This is a genomic window from Streptomyces sp. NPDC046977, assembly GCF_040644455.1.
Taxonomy (GTDB): Bacteria; Actinomycetota; Actinomycetes; order Streptomycetales; family Streptomycetaceae; genus Actinacidiphila.
In genome coordinates this window covers 1-14,441 of the sequence record NZ_JBEYWO010000052.1, presented here as the reverse complement: position 1 = coordinate 14,441, position 14,441 = coordinate 1, and the positions used below count along the sequence as shown (strand labels likewise).

Sequence of the window (14,441 nt, the reverse complement as noted above, 5' to 3'; positions counted from 1 at the left end):
CCCGGACGCCCCGGCGCAACGTTCGAAGGGCCCCGCTTCCTGCCGGAAGCGGGGCCCTTCGGCCTGTAGCGGCTTTCGGGGAGCCGGGCGGCGGCTCAGCCGAACTGCACGGACCGCTTGGCCAGGCCCATCCAGAAGCCGTCGATGACACTGCGCTGCGCGCCGAGATCGCCCTCGGCCGCCCCCATGGCGACGAAGAGCGGGGCGAAGTGCTCGGTGCGCGGGTGGGCGAGGGTGCCCGCCGGGGAGGTGTGCGAGAAGTCCAGCAGCGCGTCGACGTCCCTTGCGTCCAGCGCGCGCCGGCCCCAGTCGTCGAACTCGGCCGACCAGCCGGGGACACCGCCGGCGTGCCGCAGCGCCGCCAGGTTGTGCGTGAAGAAGCCGCTGCCGACGATCAGCACGCCCTCGTCGCGGAGCGGGGCCAGCTTCCGCCCGATGTCCATCAGCCGCTGCGGGTCGAGCGTGGGCATCGAGACCTGGAGCACGGGGATGTCCGCGTCCGGGAACATCTCCACGAGCGGGACGTAGGCCCCGTGGTCCAGACCCCGGTCCGGGATGTCCTGCACCGGGATGCCCGGGCCGCGCAGCAGCTTGCGGACCGACTCGGCCAGCGCGGGCGCGCCGGGGGCCGCGTACTGCACCTCGTAGTAGTGCCGCGGGAAGCCCCAGAAGTCGTACACCAGCGGGACGGTGGTGGTCGCGCCGAGCGCGAGCGGGGCCTCCTCCCAGTGCGCGGAGATCATCAGGATCGCGGTGGGACGGGCGAACCCGGCCGACCAGGCGGCCAGTTCACCCGGCCACACGGGGTCGTCGGCGAGCGGCGGGGCGCCGTGCGACAGGTAGAGGGCGGGCATGCGCATGGGGGGCCTCCTCAGGCCGGGAGGTCGAGGGTGTGGTGGGTGTGCTCGGCCTTGGCGCGCAGATAGCGGACGTTGGCCGGCGAGAAGTGCACGGCGGTCGGCACGCGTTCGGCGACCGCGACACCGAGGGCGGACAACTGCTCCGCCTTGTCGGGGTTGTTGCTGAGCAGGCGGATCGTGTCCACGCCGAGCGCGCCGAGCATCTGGGCGGCGGCGGTGTAGTCGCGTTCGTCGTCGGCCCGGCCGAGGGCGCGGTTGGCGGCGTAGGTGTCCAGGCCCCGGTCCTGGAGGGCGTACGCGTCCAGCTTGGCGTACAGGCCGATGCCGCGGCCCTCCTGGCGCAGGTAGAGCAGATAACCGCCCTCGGCGGCGATGCGCTCGGTCGCCTCCCGCAACTGGGGCCCGCAGTCGCAGCGCAGGGAGCCGAACACGTCGCCCGTCAGGCACTCGGAGTGCGGGCGCACGAGCGGTACCGGCGCCCCCTCGTGATCGCCGAGGCCGAGCGCGATGTGCTCCTTGCCGTCGGCGAGGCCGGTGAAGGTGAGGACGTCGGCGGAGGTCGTCCAGCCGTCGGCGAAGCGCAGCGGGACGCTCACGCGGGTACGGATCGCGGCCTGGGGGAGCGCGGGTGCGGTGGTCATCGGTTCCTGGAGCTCCTTGCCCGGTGTTTCTTGAACTTTCAAGCGAGCAGGGTGGACGGTACCCCTAATTGCTTGAGGTTTCAAGATAAATTCGTACCATGGGCACATGACGACGAGCAGGACCGAACCCCGCTGGCTGAGCGAGGAGGAGCAGCGCGCCTGGCGCGCCTACATGGCATCGACCCAGCTGGTCTCCGACGCCCTGGACCGGCAGCTCCAGCGCGACGCGAACATGCCGCACGCCTACTACTCGCTGCTGGTGTGGCTCTCGGAGACGCCCGAGCGCCGGATGCGGATGACGGAGCTCGCGGAACGCTCGAAGATTACGCGCAGCCGGCTCTCGCATGCCATAGCGCGGCTGGAGGAGAACGGCTGGGTGCGGCGCGAGAGCTGCCCGTCCGACCGGCGCGGCCAGCTCGCCGTTCTGACCGACGAGGGCTTCGCGGCGCTCGCCGACGCCGCGCCCGGACATGTCGAGGCGGTGCGCGGGGCGATCTTCGACCGCCTCTCGCCGGAGCAGACCCGGCAGCTGGGCGAGATCTGCCGGACCATCGCGGAGGGGCTGCAGCCGGGGAAGGGGACAGTGGCGGACCTGCCCTGGCTGCGCTGAACGGCGCCCGACAGGTCCGAAGGGCACGGCCGGGAGGGGGCCGGGTCAGGCGCCGGGCGTGAGCTCCTTCTCGTACCAGGCGACGTCCCAGTAGTGGCCGAACTTCCGGCCGACCTCGCGGAAGACGCCGACCGGGCGGAAGCCGAAGCGGGCGTGCAACCGCGCCGAGGCCTCGTTGGGCTGGGCGATGCCCGCGTAGGCGCGATGGACGTCCTCGTGCCGCAGGGCCTGGAAGAGCGCGGTGTAGAGCAGGGTGCCCACGCCCAGGCCGACCGCGCCGGGGGCGCAGTACACGGAGGTCTCCACCGAGGTCGCGTAGGCCGCCCTCGGCCGGAACGGGCTGCTCGTCGCATAGCCGAGGAGACGGCCTGCCGGGGCCGTGGTGTCCGGAGTTGCGGCCGATTCGAGGGTTTCCGCGGATTCGAGGGCAACCAAAAGGCGGTGCGGTCCGTCTTTCGGGTGGGAGAGCAGCCATGGACGGCGCTGTTCCGGGGAAAGCGGTTCCAGGTCGAAGGTGACGGGCGTCTCGCGGACGTAGTGGTTGTAGAGCTCGGTGAGGGCCCGCAGGTCCTCCTCCCGACCCGGTCTGACCTGCACTTCCGGGGGCTTCGGCAATGATCCACCTCTCGCTGTGGCCGGACAGGGTACTGCAAGATCGTAAAAAATGGGGCTGCGCATGGGAATTGTGTCCGGATTCCAGTCGTTATCACTTTTCGAGTGGGCAGCCGAGAGGTAGTCGCGAAGCTGCTGAGAGGCGGCTCATTCGACCGACACCCGACCGAACCTTCGCAAGGGAGCACGCATGGCAACCCGTGCCGTCGCCCGCAGCACCAACGGCGGGAAGAGCAGCGCTCGCGCGCACGGCCACGGCGAGATGGCCGACCGCGACCTCGTCGGCATGTACCTCGACGAGATCGCGCGCACGCCGTTGCTCGACGCCGCGCAGGAAGTCGAGCTTTCCAGGGCGATCGAGGCCGGCGTCTACGCCGAGCAGCTCCTCGCGGGCGAGGAGCTGGGTTCGGGAGGCGGCGCCGACCGCGAGGAACTGGAGGCGATAGCCGCCGCAGGTGCGCGGGCCAAGGACGTCTTCATCCGTTCCAACCTGCGTCTTGTCGTCGCCGTCGCGCGACGTTATCCGCGCAGCGGCCTGCCGCTGCTGGACCTGATCCAGGAAGGCAACGCGGGCCTGGTCCGCGCCGTCGAGAAGTTCGACTACGCCAAGGGCTTCAAGTTCTCCACGTACGCGACATGGTGGATCCGCCAGGCGATCACCCGGTCCATCGCGGACCAGTCGCGCACGATCCGGCTTCCCGTCCACCTGGTGGAGGAGCTGGGGCGTGTGCGCAGGGTGCAGCGCGAGTTCAACCGTGAGCACGGACGCGACCCGGAGCCCGCGGAGATCGCCGCCGAACTCGACTCCACGCCGGAGCGCATCGCCGACGTGCTGGACTGGGCGCGCGATCCCGTGAGCCTCAACATGTCGGTGGACGACGAGGGCGAGACCCAGTTCGGCGATCTGGTCGAGGACACCTCGGCAGCCTCGCCGGAGGACTCCGTGCTCGTCATGCTGCGGCGTGAGGAACTGGAGGACCTGATCGACCGGCTCGACGACCGGACCGCGTCCATCATCCGGGCGCGCTACGGGATCGTGGACGGCCGCGAGCGGACGCTGACCGAGGTCGGCAAGCAGCACGGCCTGACCCGTGAACGGATCCGGCAGATCGAGAAGCACGCCCTGGCCGACCTGAAGCGCATGGCGCGCCAGACGGGGCTGTCCATCGAGGCGGCCTGACCCCCCCCCGGCGGGCGTCCTCCGCGGCGCCCGCACCCACCCCCCACCCAAGACTCGGGCTCCGGTGCCACCCCCCTGCACCGGGGCCCGACCCCTGTCCGGAGCCGGACGGCCCGGTACGGGACCCCCGTACCCTGGACCCCATGAGCAGTTCCGATCCCCACCCCGCAGCGCGGCCCGCACCCGGTCGGCCGCGTGAACCCCGCGACCCCGCGACGGCGCTGGTCTTCGACGACCCGCTGGACCGGCAGTCGAGCGACGACACCGACGCCGGCTGGGGCGACCGGCAGGGGCAGGGCGGTGCGGGAGATCTCGCGCGCTTCCTCGACGAGAAGCCCCCGCACCACATCTGAGACGGACGTGCGCGCCCGTGCGCGCCGTGCCTACTGGCGCGTCCGGTTCCCGCCGCCGTGGTCGTAGGGCGACGGGATGGTGTGACCGCCGCCGTTGCCCTGCTGGCGGGCGAGCAGGTCGCGGATCTCGGTCAGCAGTTCCAGCTCGGTCGGGCCGGGCAGCGCCTCCTCCTTGCCTGCCTTGCGGCGCTCGTTGAGCTTGTTCATCGGGAGGATCAGCAGGAAGTACACGACCGCGGCCGTGATCAGGAAGGTCAGCGCGGCACCGGCGACGGAGCCCCACAGCAGGCCCACGCCCTTCGTGAGCTCGCCGCCGGAGGCGACGCAGGGCTTCTCGATGCAGACGATGTAGCCGTCGAGGTTCTTGGTGCCGATGGCACCGATCACCGGGTTGATGAGGCCCTTCACGAACGCATCGACGATCTTGCTGAACGCCGCGCCGACGACGACGGCGACAGCGAGCTCGACGACATTGCCACGCAGAAGGAAGGCTTTGAAGCCCTTCAAGGGACGATTTCCTTTCGAACGACCGTGCATGTTCGGCCTACGGAACCCTGACGCATCAGCGGGGCCCACCACGGGACGGACGGCGGAACCCTGGGGTCCGTGAGCGGTTCGGCCTCTGAGAGTACGGGCTTGGGCGCCGCGCGACACACCCCTGTCCGACTCGCCCCGACCCGCCCTCTCCTCCCCGGCGGTCCGGGCCCGCGGCCACCGTCCGCGGCCGTCGCCTTCACCGCAGCGCCAGGGACAGAGGGGTTTCCGCCGCGGCCCCGGAGAGCGCGGCGGCCGTGTCGCGCGGCACCGAGAGCACGATCAGCGCCCCGTCCGCGCCGCCGCCTGCCCCGTCCTGGCCGAGCACGCCGGAGAGCCCGTCGGACTCCCGCGGTACCTCCACCACGGGCGCGGCCCGCGCGACGATGCGCGCCGCGGCCATCACGTCCACCCGGTCGCCGGGGCGCACGAGCCGTACCGCCTCCGCGTCCGCGATCCGCACCGGCGCGCGTACCGTGTCACGCGCCGCGGCGACCACCGCGGGCGCGGGCCCCGCCCGGCCGGACCAGGCAGGCCGAGGCGCCTCCCGGGGCGCGGCTGCCGCAACTGCCGCGGCCGTCATGGCAAGCCCCGCGGCCACCACCCGGCGTCGCCGGCGCAGCACCTGCCGTAAGCGACGGCCCCCGCCGCCCGCCCTGATCGGTGCGAAGTCCGGAACCGTGCGTGGCGCCGGAGCCCCGGCGCCCGACCGGGAGACCGAACGCGCTGTCCCTGTCACCGCAGTTGCCACCACATCGCCCACGCTGTCCACGCCGTTCACGCCGTTCACGCCGTTCACGGGGTTCCTGCTGTTCCCACCCATCACGGGGGCCACCTCCGCCACTTGTTCTGGTCGTCCGCGTCGTTCTCGTTGTTATCGCTGGTCTCGCCGGTCTCGTCACCGGACCGGCACGGACCACGATGCCCCACGGCGCCGACGGCCGTTTTGGGCCTGTGGACAACTTGCCGGTTGTGGATAACTTCGTCGCCCGGTCGAGGGGACCGCGGATTCAGACCTGGCGGCACGGCGCGGGCGGTGATGTGCTGGAGAGCGAAGAGAAGCGCCTGAGCCCGACAACGGGAGGTGGTCGACGTGCCCAGGCAGACCCTGCACGACGACCTGTCCGGAAACTCCAGGTCCCACCCGGGCGACGTGTCCCGCCGCGTCGCCCAGCGGCGGGAGCAACTGGGGCTCAGCCGCGAGGAAGTGGCCGAACGGGCCGGGATGACCCCGGGCTATGTGCGTTACGTGGAGGAGCAGTGCCACCACAGCATCGGCACCAACGCCCTGCTCCGTCTCGCGGGCGCGCTGCGGACCACGGCCAGCCGCCTGCTCGGGGGTGATCTCGAGGGCCGTCCCGACGAGGTGGTGACCGGCCAGCCGGTGCCCTGCGACCTGGGCGCGGACGAGTGCTGGACCCGGTTGTCGGGGCAGGACGTCGGCAGGGTCGCGCTGACCACCGCCACGGGCCATCCCGCCGTGCTCCCGGTCATCTACTCCGTCGTCGACGGCACCATCGTCTACCGCACGGCACCGCAGACTCCGCCGGCCGCCGGGCGGGGCACCGAGGTCGCCTTCGAGGTCGATCGGTTCGACGCGTCCCTCAGCGCCGGCTGGAGCGTGCTGCTCCTCGGGATCGTCGAGCACGTCACGGACTCCGACGAGGTGCGCGCGCTCGCCAGGGACGCGCACCCCGACCCGTGGGCCGACGGCACGGACGACCTGTGGATACGGATCGTCCCCTCGAACGTCACGGGCTGCCTGATACGCGTCGAGTGAAGCCCCGGAGCCGGGAGCCGGGTGCAGCGGGGCTCGGCGCCGGCCGCCGCCCGCCGTCAGCCCGGGACGAGCACGGCGGCACCGTTGACGCGGTCGGCGGCCAGGTCCGCCAAGGCACGATCCGCGTGATCCATCGGGTACGGGCTGACCGTCACCCGGATCCCGATCCTGGCCGCCAGGGCCAGGAACTCCTGTCCGTCCTGTCTGGTGTTGGAGGTGACACTGCGCAGATTCCGTTCCTGGAACAGATGGCGCTGGTAGTTGAGCGAGGGGATGTCCGTGAGGTGGATGCCGGCGACGGCCAGCGTGCCGCCGCGGTCCAGGGCCTCCAGGGCAACCGGCACCAGGTCGCCGACCGGCGCGAAGAGGATGGCCGCGTCCAGCGGTTCCGGGGGGCGGGCGTCGGCACCGGCCGCCGAGGCCGCACCGAGTTCCAGCGCGAGTTCGCGTGCCTTCGGGGACCGGGTGAGCACATGCACCGTCGCTCCCTCGGCCAGCGCGACCTGCGCGGCGATGTGCGCCGACGCCCCGAAGCCGTAGATGCCCAGCCGTCCGCCGTGCGGCAGGTCACTGCGGCGCAGTGCGCGATAGCCGATGATCCCGGCGCACAGCAGGGGTGCCAGGTGCACGGCGTCGTGGCCGTCGGAGTCCTCGGGCAGCGCGTACGCGTAGTCCTCCGGGACGGTGGTGAAGTCCGCGAAACCGCCGTCCGCGTCCCAGCCGGTGTAGACGGAGAACGGGCACAGGTTCTCCCGTCCGGACCGGCAGTAGGCGCAGTTCCCGCAGGTGCCGCGCAGCCAGGCCACACCGACCCGGTCGCCCTCGGCGAAGCGGGCGGCGAGCTCGCCGGTGGCGACGACCCGCCCGACGACCTCGTGCCCCGGCACGGTCTCCCGGCGGTGCGGGGGAAGGTCCCCCTCGGCCAGGTGGAGATCGGTCCGGCAGACTCCGCACGCCTCGACGCGCAGCAGCAGTTCCGTCGGTCCCGGCGCCGGCTTCGGCCGGGCGACGCGCACCAACGGCTCCGTGATCATGGGCCCGGGCCGGTCGACGACCCAACCGCTCAGCATGTCTCCAGTCTGTGGCCCGCAGCCGCCGCCCCGCATGACGAAACCGGCCGGCGGGCCTTCGGCGTACGCCCGCTCATTCCGCGAGCGGGCGTACGCCGAAGGCCCCCGGTCGTGACCGACGGGGGCCTTCACCCGAAAGTGGGGCGCCGCTCGGGCGGATCCGCGTGAGCGGACGCGCAAAGCTCTCCGCTCAGGCGGCGGAGGTGCTCGCCGAGCTGGACGAGGAGCCGCTGGTGCCCGAGGACGAACTCGTCGACGAGGACGAGGACGACGAAGACGCGGACGACTTCGACTCCGAACCGCTGCCGGCCTTGGCCGCCGGGGCGCTGCTGGACGACGAGCCGCGGCTGTCGGTCCGGTAGAAACCGGAACCCTTGAAGACAACGCCGACCGCGGAGAAGACCTTGCGCAGGCGGCCGTGGCACGCCGGGCACTCGGTGAGCGCGTCGTCGCTGAACTTCTGCACCGCCTCGAGGCCCTCGCCGCACTCGGTGCACTGGTACTGGTAGGTCGGCACTTGCTCCTCCTGGCACTCTGACTCAGTGAGTGCTAACGACGGTCAATAGTGCAGCATTCCGCGGCGTCAGTCCACCGTGACCGGCACTCGGTGACCGATACCACTGCCGTCCCCACGTGCCGCGACCAGTCCCGAGGACTGCGGAGCGAGCCTGCCGCGCAGTGACAGCAAGGTGATCAGCGCCAGTGCGGTACCGGCCAGGGGCACGGTGAATCCGGCGCTCGCACCGATGCCGTCCGCGAGCCGGCCGGCCGCCGTGGCCGCCGCCGCCTGCCCGAGCGCGACCGCGCCCGTCAGCCAGGTGAACGCCTCCGTGCGGACCTGCGCGGGCACCAGCGATTCCACCAGGGTGTAGCCGGTGATCAGTGCCGGGGCGATGGTCAGCCCGACCAGCAGCCCGAGCCCGCCGAGCAGCGGCACGGCGTGTGCCGCCCACAGCATCGAGGTGGCCGCGGTCAGCGCGGTGTAGCCGACGACCAACCGCCGCCGGGGCCCGGACTTCCAGGCCACCGCGCCGCAGACGACGCCGGCCAGCATGTTGCCGGCGGCGAAGGTGCCGTACAGCAGGCCGTTGATGCCCGGCCGGCCGATCTCCTCGGTGAAGGCGGTCATGGAGACCTGCATGCCGCCGAAGACCGCGCCGATGCCGAGGAAGGCGACCGCGAGCACCCGCACGCCCGGCACGGTCAGCGCCGAGGGCTGCCGTTCGCGGGTGCCGCCCGCGGCGCGGGCGGCCGGCGCGGGCGCGGTCCGTCGCTGCACCGCGAAGGCCAGGCCGCCCGCCAGGGTCAGCGCGGCTTCGGCCAGCAGCCCGGCCGCCGGGTGGAGGCCGGTGCACAGGGCCGTGGCCAGCACCGGGCCGATGACGAAGGTGAACTCGTCCGTCACCGACTCGAAGGCCGCGGCGGTCGGCAGCAGCGGCGACTTCTCCGGCAGGGTGGCCGCCCAGCGTGCCCGCACCATGGGCCCGATCTGCGGTACCGAGGCGCCTGTCGGCACCGCGACCGCCAGCAGCGCCCACAGGGGGGCGTGCGCGAGGGCGAGCAGCGACAGCAGTGTCACGGCGGCGGTGTGCACCATCACGCCGGGGACGAGCACCGCGCCCTGTCCGAAGCGGTCGGCGAGCTTGCCGCTCTGCGGGGCGAACAGCGCCATGGCGACGCCGGTGACGGCGGACACGGCGCCCGCGGTGCCGTAGGAGCCGGTGGTGTGCTGCACGAGCAGCACGATGCCGATCGTGAGCATCGCGAAGGGCTGCCGGGCGGCGAAGCCGGGCAGCAGGAACGTCCACGCGCCGGGCGTGCGCAGCAGCTGTCCGTAGCCGGGCCGTCCCGCGCCGGACGACGCACGGTCCCGGCGCGGCTTTCGCCACAAGGGACGCGACGGACGACGTGGGGGACGGGAGGAAGCACCGGAGGATCGATCGACCGTGGATGCCACGGCCCGGGCCTTTCTGCCGCCTGGTAGCGCACCCTGGACGCCTGGTCGCGTACGGTGCGCCGAGAGCTGTCCTCTCGCGCTTGACCGAGGTAGATACCGGGTGTCCGGCCGCCGGGCGGTCGCGCCAGCTCTGCGTCAGGCAGAGTTGGTGGTGACTGTCGTGCAGCCATGTTAACGGCTGGTTTCGCGCCCTGATTCCAGCCATCCGGCCAGCTTGCCGCCCCGGCCTACCGCGCGGAGCCGCGCCTCGGCCTTGTCGCGCACCGGGTCGGTCGCGACGACCAGGAGTTCGTCGCCGGTCCGCAGCACGGTCGTCGGCAGCGGCACGAAGCTCTTGCCCTCCCGGACGACCAGCGTCACCGCGGCCCCGGGCGGCAGCCGCAGTTCGTTGACCTCCACGCCGTGCATGCGCGACCGGGTGGGGATGCGCATCGACAGCAGGTGGCCGCGCAGGCGTTCCAGCGGGGCCGATTCGATGCCCAGGTCCTCGGCCTCGCCCGGGTCGTCGATGCGCAGGGCCTTGGCGATCCACGGCAGGGTCGGGCCCTGCACCAGGGTGTAGACGATCACCAGGACGAAGACGATGTTGAAGATCCGCTCGCTCTGCTCGATCCCGGCCACCATCGGGATGGTGGCGAGCACGATGGGCACCGCGCCGCGCAGTCCCGCCCAGGAGATCAACGCGTGCTCGCGCAGGGGCATGCGGAAGGGCAGGAGGCTCGCGGCCACCGACAGCGGCCGCGCGACCATCGTCAGCACGAGCCCGACGACGATCGCCGGCACGATGTCGTCGCCCAGTTCGTGCGGGGTCACCAGCAGGCCCAGCAGCACGAACAGCCCGATCTGCGCGATCCACGCGAGCCCTTCGGCGAAGCCGCGGGTGGCCGGACGGTGCGGCAGTCTGGCGTTGCCGAGCACGACGGAGGTGACGTAGACGGCGAGGAAGCCCGAGCCGTGCGCCATGGCGCCGCCCGCGTAGGCGAGGACGGCGATGGCCATGACCGCGATCGGGTAGAGGCCGGAGGCGGGCAGCGCGACGTGGCGCAGGGCGTACGCGCCGAGCAGGCCGACCGCCAGTCCGACCACGCAGCCGATCGCCAGTTCCAGGATGATCTCGCCCAGCAGGACGCCCCAGTTGTGCACCGGCCAGTGCTCGGAGAAGGCGACGACCAGGATGACCACGGGTGCGTCGTTGAAGCCCGACTCGGCTTCCAGCACACCGGTCAGCCGGGTCGGCAGCGGGACCCGGCGCAGTACGGAGAAGACCGCCGCCGCGTCGGTGGAGGAGACCACGGCGCCGATGAGGATCGCCTGGCGCCAGTCGAGTCCGACGAGGTAGTGCCCGCCCGCGGCGGTGACGCCGACGCTGATCGCGATCCCGAGGGTCGCGAGCACGGTGGCGGCCGGCATCGCCGGTTTGATCTCCCGCCACTTGGTGCCCAGACCACCTTCGGCAAGAATCACCACAAGTGCGGCATATCCCAGTACTTGGGTCAGTTCGGCGTTGTCGAACTTCACGCCGAGGCCGTCCTGCCCGATCGCCACACCGATGCCCAGGTAGATCAGCAGGCTCGGCAGTCCGCTGCGCGAGGAAAGGCGCACGGCGATCACCGCGATGAGCAGCACGGCGGCGCACACCAGCAGGAGCTCGTTGAGGCGGTCGACAGTCAGGAGCCGGTCCTTTCACCGCAGTTCGTTGCCCTGCCTAACATTTTACCTGCGCTTGGGGTCGCTGCGATCTCTGCGGGCCGTCCGGGAGTGGCTTCTGCACCGCTTCCGTACAGCTTCCGTCCCCGCTCCCGGCACCGCTTGGGAGGCGGCTGGACACTACGCCTAAGGTGGCCCCTAGCAATCGGTCCACCCTGCCCTCGAAGGACATCGATGCCCCCCAAGACAAAGTCCCGCCGCGTGCGCCTGATCGTGATCGGGGTCGTACTCCTGCTGGTGGCGGGCATCGCCTTCGGGTCGTACTGGAGCGTCGCGACCGTTCGTGCCTCCCTCCCGCAGACCACCGGAACACTGCAGCTCAAGGGCCTGTCGGGCCCCGTGCAGGTCAAGCGGGACGGCAACGGCATCCCGCAGATCTACGCGGACACCCCGCAGGACCTCTTCCGCGCCCAGGGGTACGTCCAGGCGCAGGACCGCTTCTACGAGATGGACGTGCGCCGGCACCTGACCGCCGGCCGTCTCTCGGAGATGTTCGGCAGCGGCCAGGTGGAGACCGACGCCTTCCTGCGGACGCTGGGCTGGCGCCAGGTCGCGCAGACCGAGTACGACAAGAAGCTCTCGCAGACCACCAAGGACTACCTGCAGGCCTACTCGGACGGCGTCAACGCCTACTTGGACGGCCACAAGGGTGCCGACCTGTCCGTGGAGTACGCGGCCCTCCAGCTGACCAACGACTACACCCCGGAGCGGTGGACGCCGGTCGACTCGGTCGCCTGGCTCAAGGCCATGGCCTGGGACCTGCGCGGCAACATGCAGGACGAGATCGACCGCGCGCTGCTGACCAGCCGGCTGAACAAGACGCAGATCGCCGGCCTCTACCCGGCCTACCCGTACGACAAGCACCGGCCGATTGTCGACGGCGGAACGGTCGATACCGTCACGAACAAGTACGAACCGGATGATTCCCCTACGAGTGGCGCGTCCGGCGACACTTCGGGCTCCGGCACGAACTCGGGCACGGACGGTGGAACGGACGGTGGAACGGGCAGCGGCACGGACGCGAGCACGGACACCGACGCCGGCACGGGTACGGGCACGAGCGACGGCACCGGCTCCACCGTCGACGAGGCCGCCGGCAACCTGCAGTCGCAGCTCGCCTCGCTCTCCGGCACGCTCGACAAGATCCCGGCGCTGCTCGGCCCGAACGGCAACGGCATCGGCTCCAACTCGTGGGTCGTCGCCGGTGAGCACACCACCACCGGCATGCCGCTGCTCGCCAATGACCCGCACCTGGCGCCCCAGATGCCCTCGCTCTGGTACCAGATGGGCCTGCACTGCACGACGGTCTCCCAGGCCTGCCCCTTCGACGTCGCCGGCTACACCTTCTCCGGCATGCCGGGCGTGGTCATCGGCCACAACCAGTCGATCGCCTGGGGCATGACGAACCTGGGTGCCGACGTCACCGATCTGTACCTGGAGAAGCTCTCCGACAGCACGTACCTGTACGACGGCAAGCAGAAGCCGTTGACGATCCGCCAGGAGACGATCAAGGTCGCCGGGGGAGCGGACCGCACGATCACCGTCCGCAGCACCGACAACGGCCCGGTGGTCTCCGACCGCAGCTCCGAGCTGCTCAAGGTCGGTGACCGGGCGCCGGTGCCGAACTCCGCGCCCGACCGCGGCGACGGCTACGCGATCTCCCTGAGGTGGACCGCCCTCACTCCGTCCAAGACGATGGACGCGGTCTTCGAGCTGGACAAGGCGACCGGCTGGGAGGAGTTCCGCTCCGCGGCCCGCGACTTCGCGGTCCCCTCGCAGAACCTGATCTACGCCGACGCCAAGGGCGCCCACGGCAACATCGGTTACCAGGCACCCGGCGAGGTCCCGACCCGCGCCGCCGGCTACGACGGCACCTACCCGGCCCCCGGCTGGGACCCGAAGTACCAGTGGAGCAAGCCGATCCCCTTCGACGCCATGCCGTGGGCCTACAACCCGCCGCGCGGCTACATCGTCACCGCCAACCAGGCCGTGGTCGACCAGCACAAGTACCCCTACCTGCTCACTCAGGACTGGGGCTACGGCACGCGCAGCCAGCGGATCAACGACCTGATCGCGTCCAAGATCAAGGACAACGGGCTGGTCTCGATGGACGACATGCAGAAGATGCAGGGCGACAACAGCAGCGAGATCGCCAAGCTGCTGGTGCCGCTCCTGCTGAAGATCGACATCAAGAACGACAAGGACGACTACGTCCGCAACGCGCAGAAGCTGCTGGACGGCTGGGACTACAACCAGGACGCCGACTCCGCGGCCGCGGCCTACTTCAACGCGGTCTGGCGCAACATCCTCAAGCTCGCCTTCGGCAACAAACTGCCCAAGGAGCTGCGCCCGAAGGGGCAGTGCCTGACCGTGCCGGCGGCCGACCGGTCCGGCCCGGTCGACGACCTGAGCGGCAAGTCCAAGCTCGTGCGCGAGTGCGGCCAGCGCGACGCGGACCAGGCGCAGCCGGACGGCGGCGACCGCTGGTTCGAGGTGGTGCGGTCGATCATCGACGACGAGCACAACCCGTGGTGGACGACGTCCCCCACGGCCTTCTACGACAAGGACAGCGGCAAGCCGCGCACGACCCGCGACGAACTGTTCGCCCAGGCCATGAAGGACGCCCGCTACGAGCTGACCGCCAAGCTCGGCAAGAACATCGACACCTGGAGCTGGGGCCGGCTGCACCAGCTGGAGCTGCGCAACCAGACGCTGGGCACCGGTGGCCCGGCCGTCGTCCGCTGGCTGCTGAACCGCGGGCCCTGGAACCTCGGCGGCGGTGAGGCGGCGGTCGACGCCACCGGCTGGAACGCGGCCGGCGGCTACGAGGTGGTCTGGGTGCCGTCGATGCGGATGGTGGTCTCGCTGGCCGACTTCGACAAGTCGCGGTGGATCAACCTCACCGGCGCGTCCGGCCACGCCTACAGCTCGCACTACTCCGACCAGACGACGAAGTGGGCCAAGGGCGAGCTCCTGCCGTGGGCGTTCACCAAGTCCTCGGTCGACGCGAAGACGGAGGACACGCTCGCGCTGACGCCGTGAGCCGCTGACGCGCGCGTACGAGGAGGGGCTCCGTCGCGAGCAGGTCGCGCAGGGCGGCGGTCCAGAAGCGAACGGCGGTGACGAAGTCCTCGACG

At 71.3% G+C, this 14,441-nt stretch carries 14 protein-coding genes; 5 read left to right on the top strand and 9 right to left on the bottom strand.

What is annotated here, in order from left to right; genetic code table 11:
* Nucleotides 1-95 precede the first annotated feature (95 nt).
* Nucleotides 96-854, bottom strand: a complete 759-nt coding sequence (locus ABZ883_RS40455; RefSeq protein WP_360916481.1) for a class III extradiol ring-cleavage dioxygenase — start codon at nucleotides 852-854, stop codon at nucleotides 96-98.
* Between the two features lie 17 nt (nucleotides 855-871).
* Nucleotides 872-1,501, bottom strand: coding sequence for a GTP cyclohydrolase II (gene ribA / locus ABZ883_RS40450; protein WP_360916391.1), 630 nt, complete (start codon nucleotides 1,499-1,501; stop codon nucleotides 872-874).
* 106 nt (nucleotides 1,502-1,607) lie between these two features.
* Here ribA and ABZ883_RS40445 point away from each other — a divergent pair, with 106 nt between their 5' ends.
* On the top strand, nucleotides 1,608-2,111 hold the full coding sequence (locus ABZ883_RS40445; RefSeq protein ID WP_360916388.1) for a MarR family transcriptional regulator: 504 nt from the start codon (nucleotides 1,608-1,610) through the stop codon (nucleotides 2,109-2,111).
* 45 nt (nucleotides 2,112-2,156) lie between these two features.
* Here the strand turns inward: ABZ883_RS40445 and ABZ883_RS40440 are convergent, their stop codons facing one another.
* The gene (locus tag ABZ883_RS40440) at nucleotides 2,157-2,726 is read right to left on the bottom strand and encodes an N-acetyltransferase family protein (protein WP_360916385.1); all 570 of its coding nucleotides are present in this window, start codon (nucleotides 2,724-2,726) and stop codon (nucleotides 2,157-2,159) included.
* A 187-nt stretch (nucleotides 2,727-2,913) separates the two neighbouring features.
* Between ABZ883_RS40440 and ABZ883_RS40435 the strand changes: the two genes are divergently transcribed.
* Together ABZ883_RS40435 and ABZ883_RS40430 are read left to right on the top strand one after the other, a co-directional pair.
* The gene (locus ABZ883_RS40435) at nucleotides 2,914-3,903 is read left to right on the top strand and encodes a sigma-70 family RNA polymerase sigma factor (protein WP_360916382.1); all 990 of its coding nucleotides are present in this window, start codon (nucleotides 2,914-2,916) and stop codon (nucleotides 3,901-3,903) included.
* 143 nt (nucleotides 3,904-4,046) lie between these two features.
* Complete coding sequence (locus tag ABZ883_RS40430) at nucleotides 4,047-4,256, top strand: hypothetical protein (RefSeq protein WP_360916379.1); 210 nt, start codon at nucleotides 4,047-4,049, stop codon at nucleotides 4,254-4,256.
* A gap of 30 nt (nucleotides 4,257-4,286) precedes the next feature.
* Here the strand turns inward: ABZ883_RS40430 and mscL are convergent, their stop codons facing one another.
* Together mscL and ABZ883_RS40420 are read right to left on the bottom strand one after the other, a co-directional pair.
* Entirely contained in the window at nucleotides 4,287-4,793 is a 507-nt protein-coding gene (gene mscL, locus ABZ883_RS40425; protein ID WP_360916376.1) for a large conductance mechanosensitive channel protein MscL, read from the bottom strand.
* 196 nt (nucleotides 4,794-4,989) lie between these two features.
* Nucleotides 4,990-5,253 (bottom strand): hypothetical protein, encoded by a 264-nt coding sequence (locus tag ABZ883_RS40420; protein WP_360916373.1) that lies wholly within the window; start codon nucleotides 5,251-5,253, stop codon nucleotides 4,990-4,992.
* A 630-nt stretch (nucleotides 5,254-5,883) separates the two neighbouring features.
* Between ABZ883_RS40420 and ABZ883_RS40415 the strand changes: the two genes are divergently transcribed.
* A complete protein-coding gene (locus ABZ883_RS40415) occupies nucleotides 5,884-6,570 on the top strand; it encodes a pyridoxamine 5'-phosphate oxidase family protein (RefSeq protein WP_360916370.1) in 687 nt (228 codons plus the stop codon).
* A 56-nt stretch (nucleotides 6,571-6,626) separates the two neighbouring features.
* On the opposite strand, the gene ABZ883_RS40410 is transcribed toward ABZ883_RS40415, so the two are convergent.
* The 4 genes from ABZ883_RS40410 to ABZ883_RS40395 all read right to left on the bottom strand — a co-directional run bounded on the left by ABZ883_RS40410 (nucleotide 6,627) and on the right by ABZ883_RS40395 (nucleotide 11,268).
* The gene (locus ABZ883_RS40410) at nucleotides 6,627-7,640 is read right to left on the bottom strand and encodes a zinc-binding alcohol dehydrogenase family protein (RefSeq protein ID WP_360916367.1); all 1,014 of its coding nucleotides are present in this window, start codon (nucleotides 7,638-7,640) and stop codon (nucleotides 6,627-6,629) included.
* 190 nt (nucleotides 7,641-7,830) lie between these two features.
* On the bottom strand, nucleotides 7,831-8,157 hold the full coding sequence (locus ABZ883_RS40405) for an FmdB family zinc ribbon protein (RefSeq protein ID WP_360916365.1): 327 nt from the start codon (nucleotides 8,155-8,157) through the stop codon (nucleotides 7,831-7,833).
* A 66-nt stretch (nucleotides 8,158-8,223) separates the two neighbouring features.
* Nucleotides 8,224-9,531, bottom strand: a complete 1,308-nt coding sequence (locus tag ABZ883_RS40400) for an MFS transporter (protein WP_360916362.1) — start codon at nucleotides 9,529-9,531, stop codon at nucleotides 8,224-8,226.
* A 237-nt stretch (nucleotides 9,532-9,768) separates the two neighbouring features.
* Complete coding sequence (locus ABZ883_RS40395; RefSeq protein WP_360916478.1) at nucleotides 9,769-11,268, bottom strand: potassium/proton antiporter; 1,500 nt, start codon at nucleotides 11,266-11,268, stop codon at nucleotides 9,769-9,771.
* Nucleotides 11,269-11,478: 210 nt separating this feature from the next.
* On the opposite strand from ABZ883_RS40395, the gene ABZ883_RS40390 reads away from it, so the two are divergent.
* Complete coding sequence (locus tag ABZ883_RS40390; protein ID WP_360916359.1) at nucleotides 11,479-14,346, top strand: penicillin acylase family protein; 2,868 nt, start codon at nucleotides 11,479-11,481, stop codon at nucleotides 14,344-14,346.
* Nucleotides 14,347-14,441: the final 95 nt, after the last annotated feature.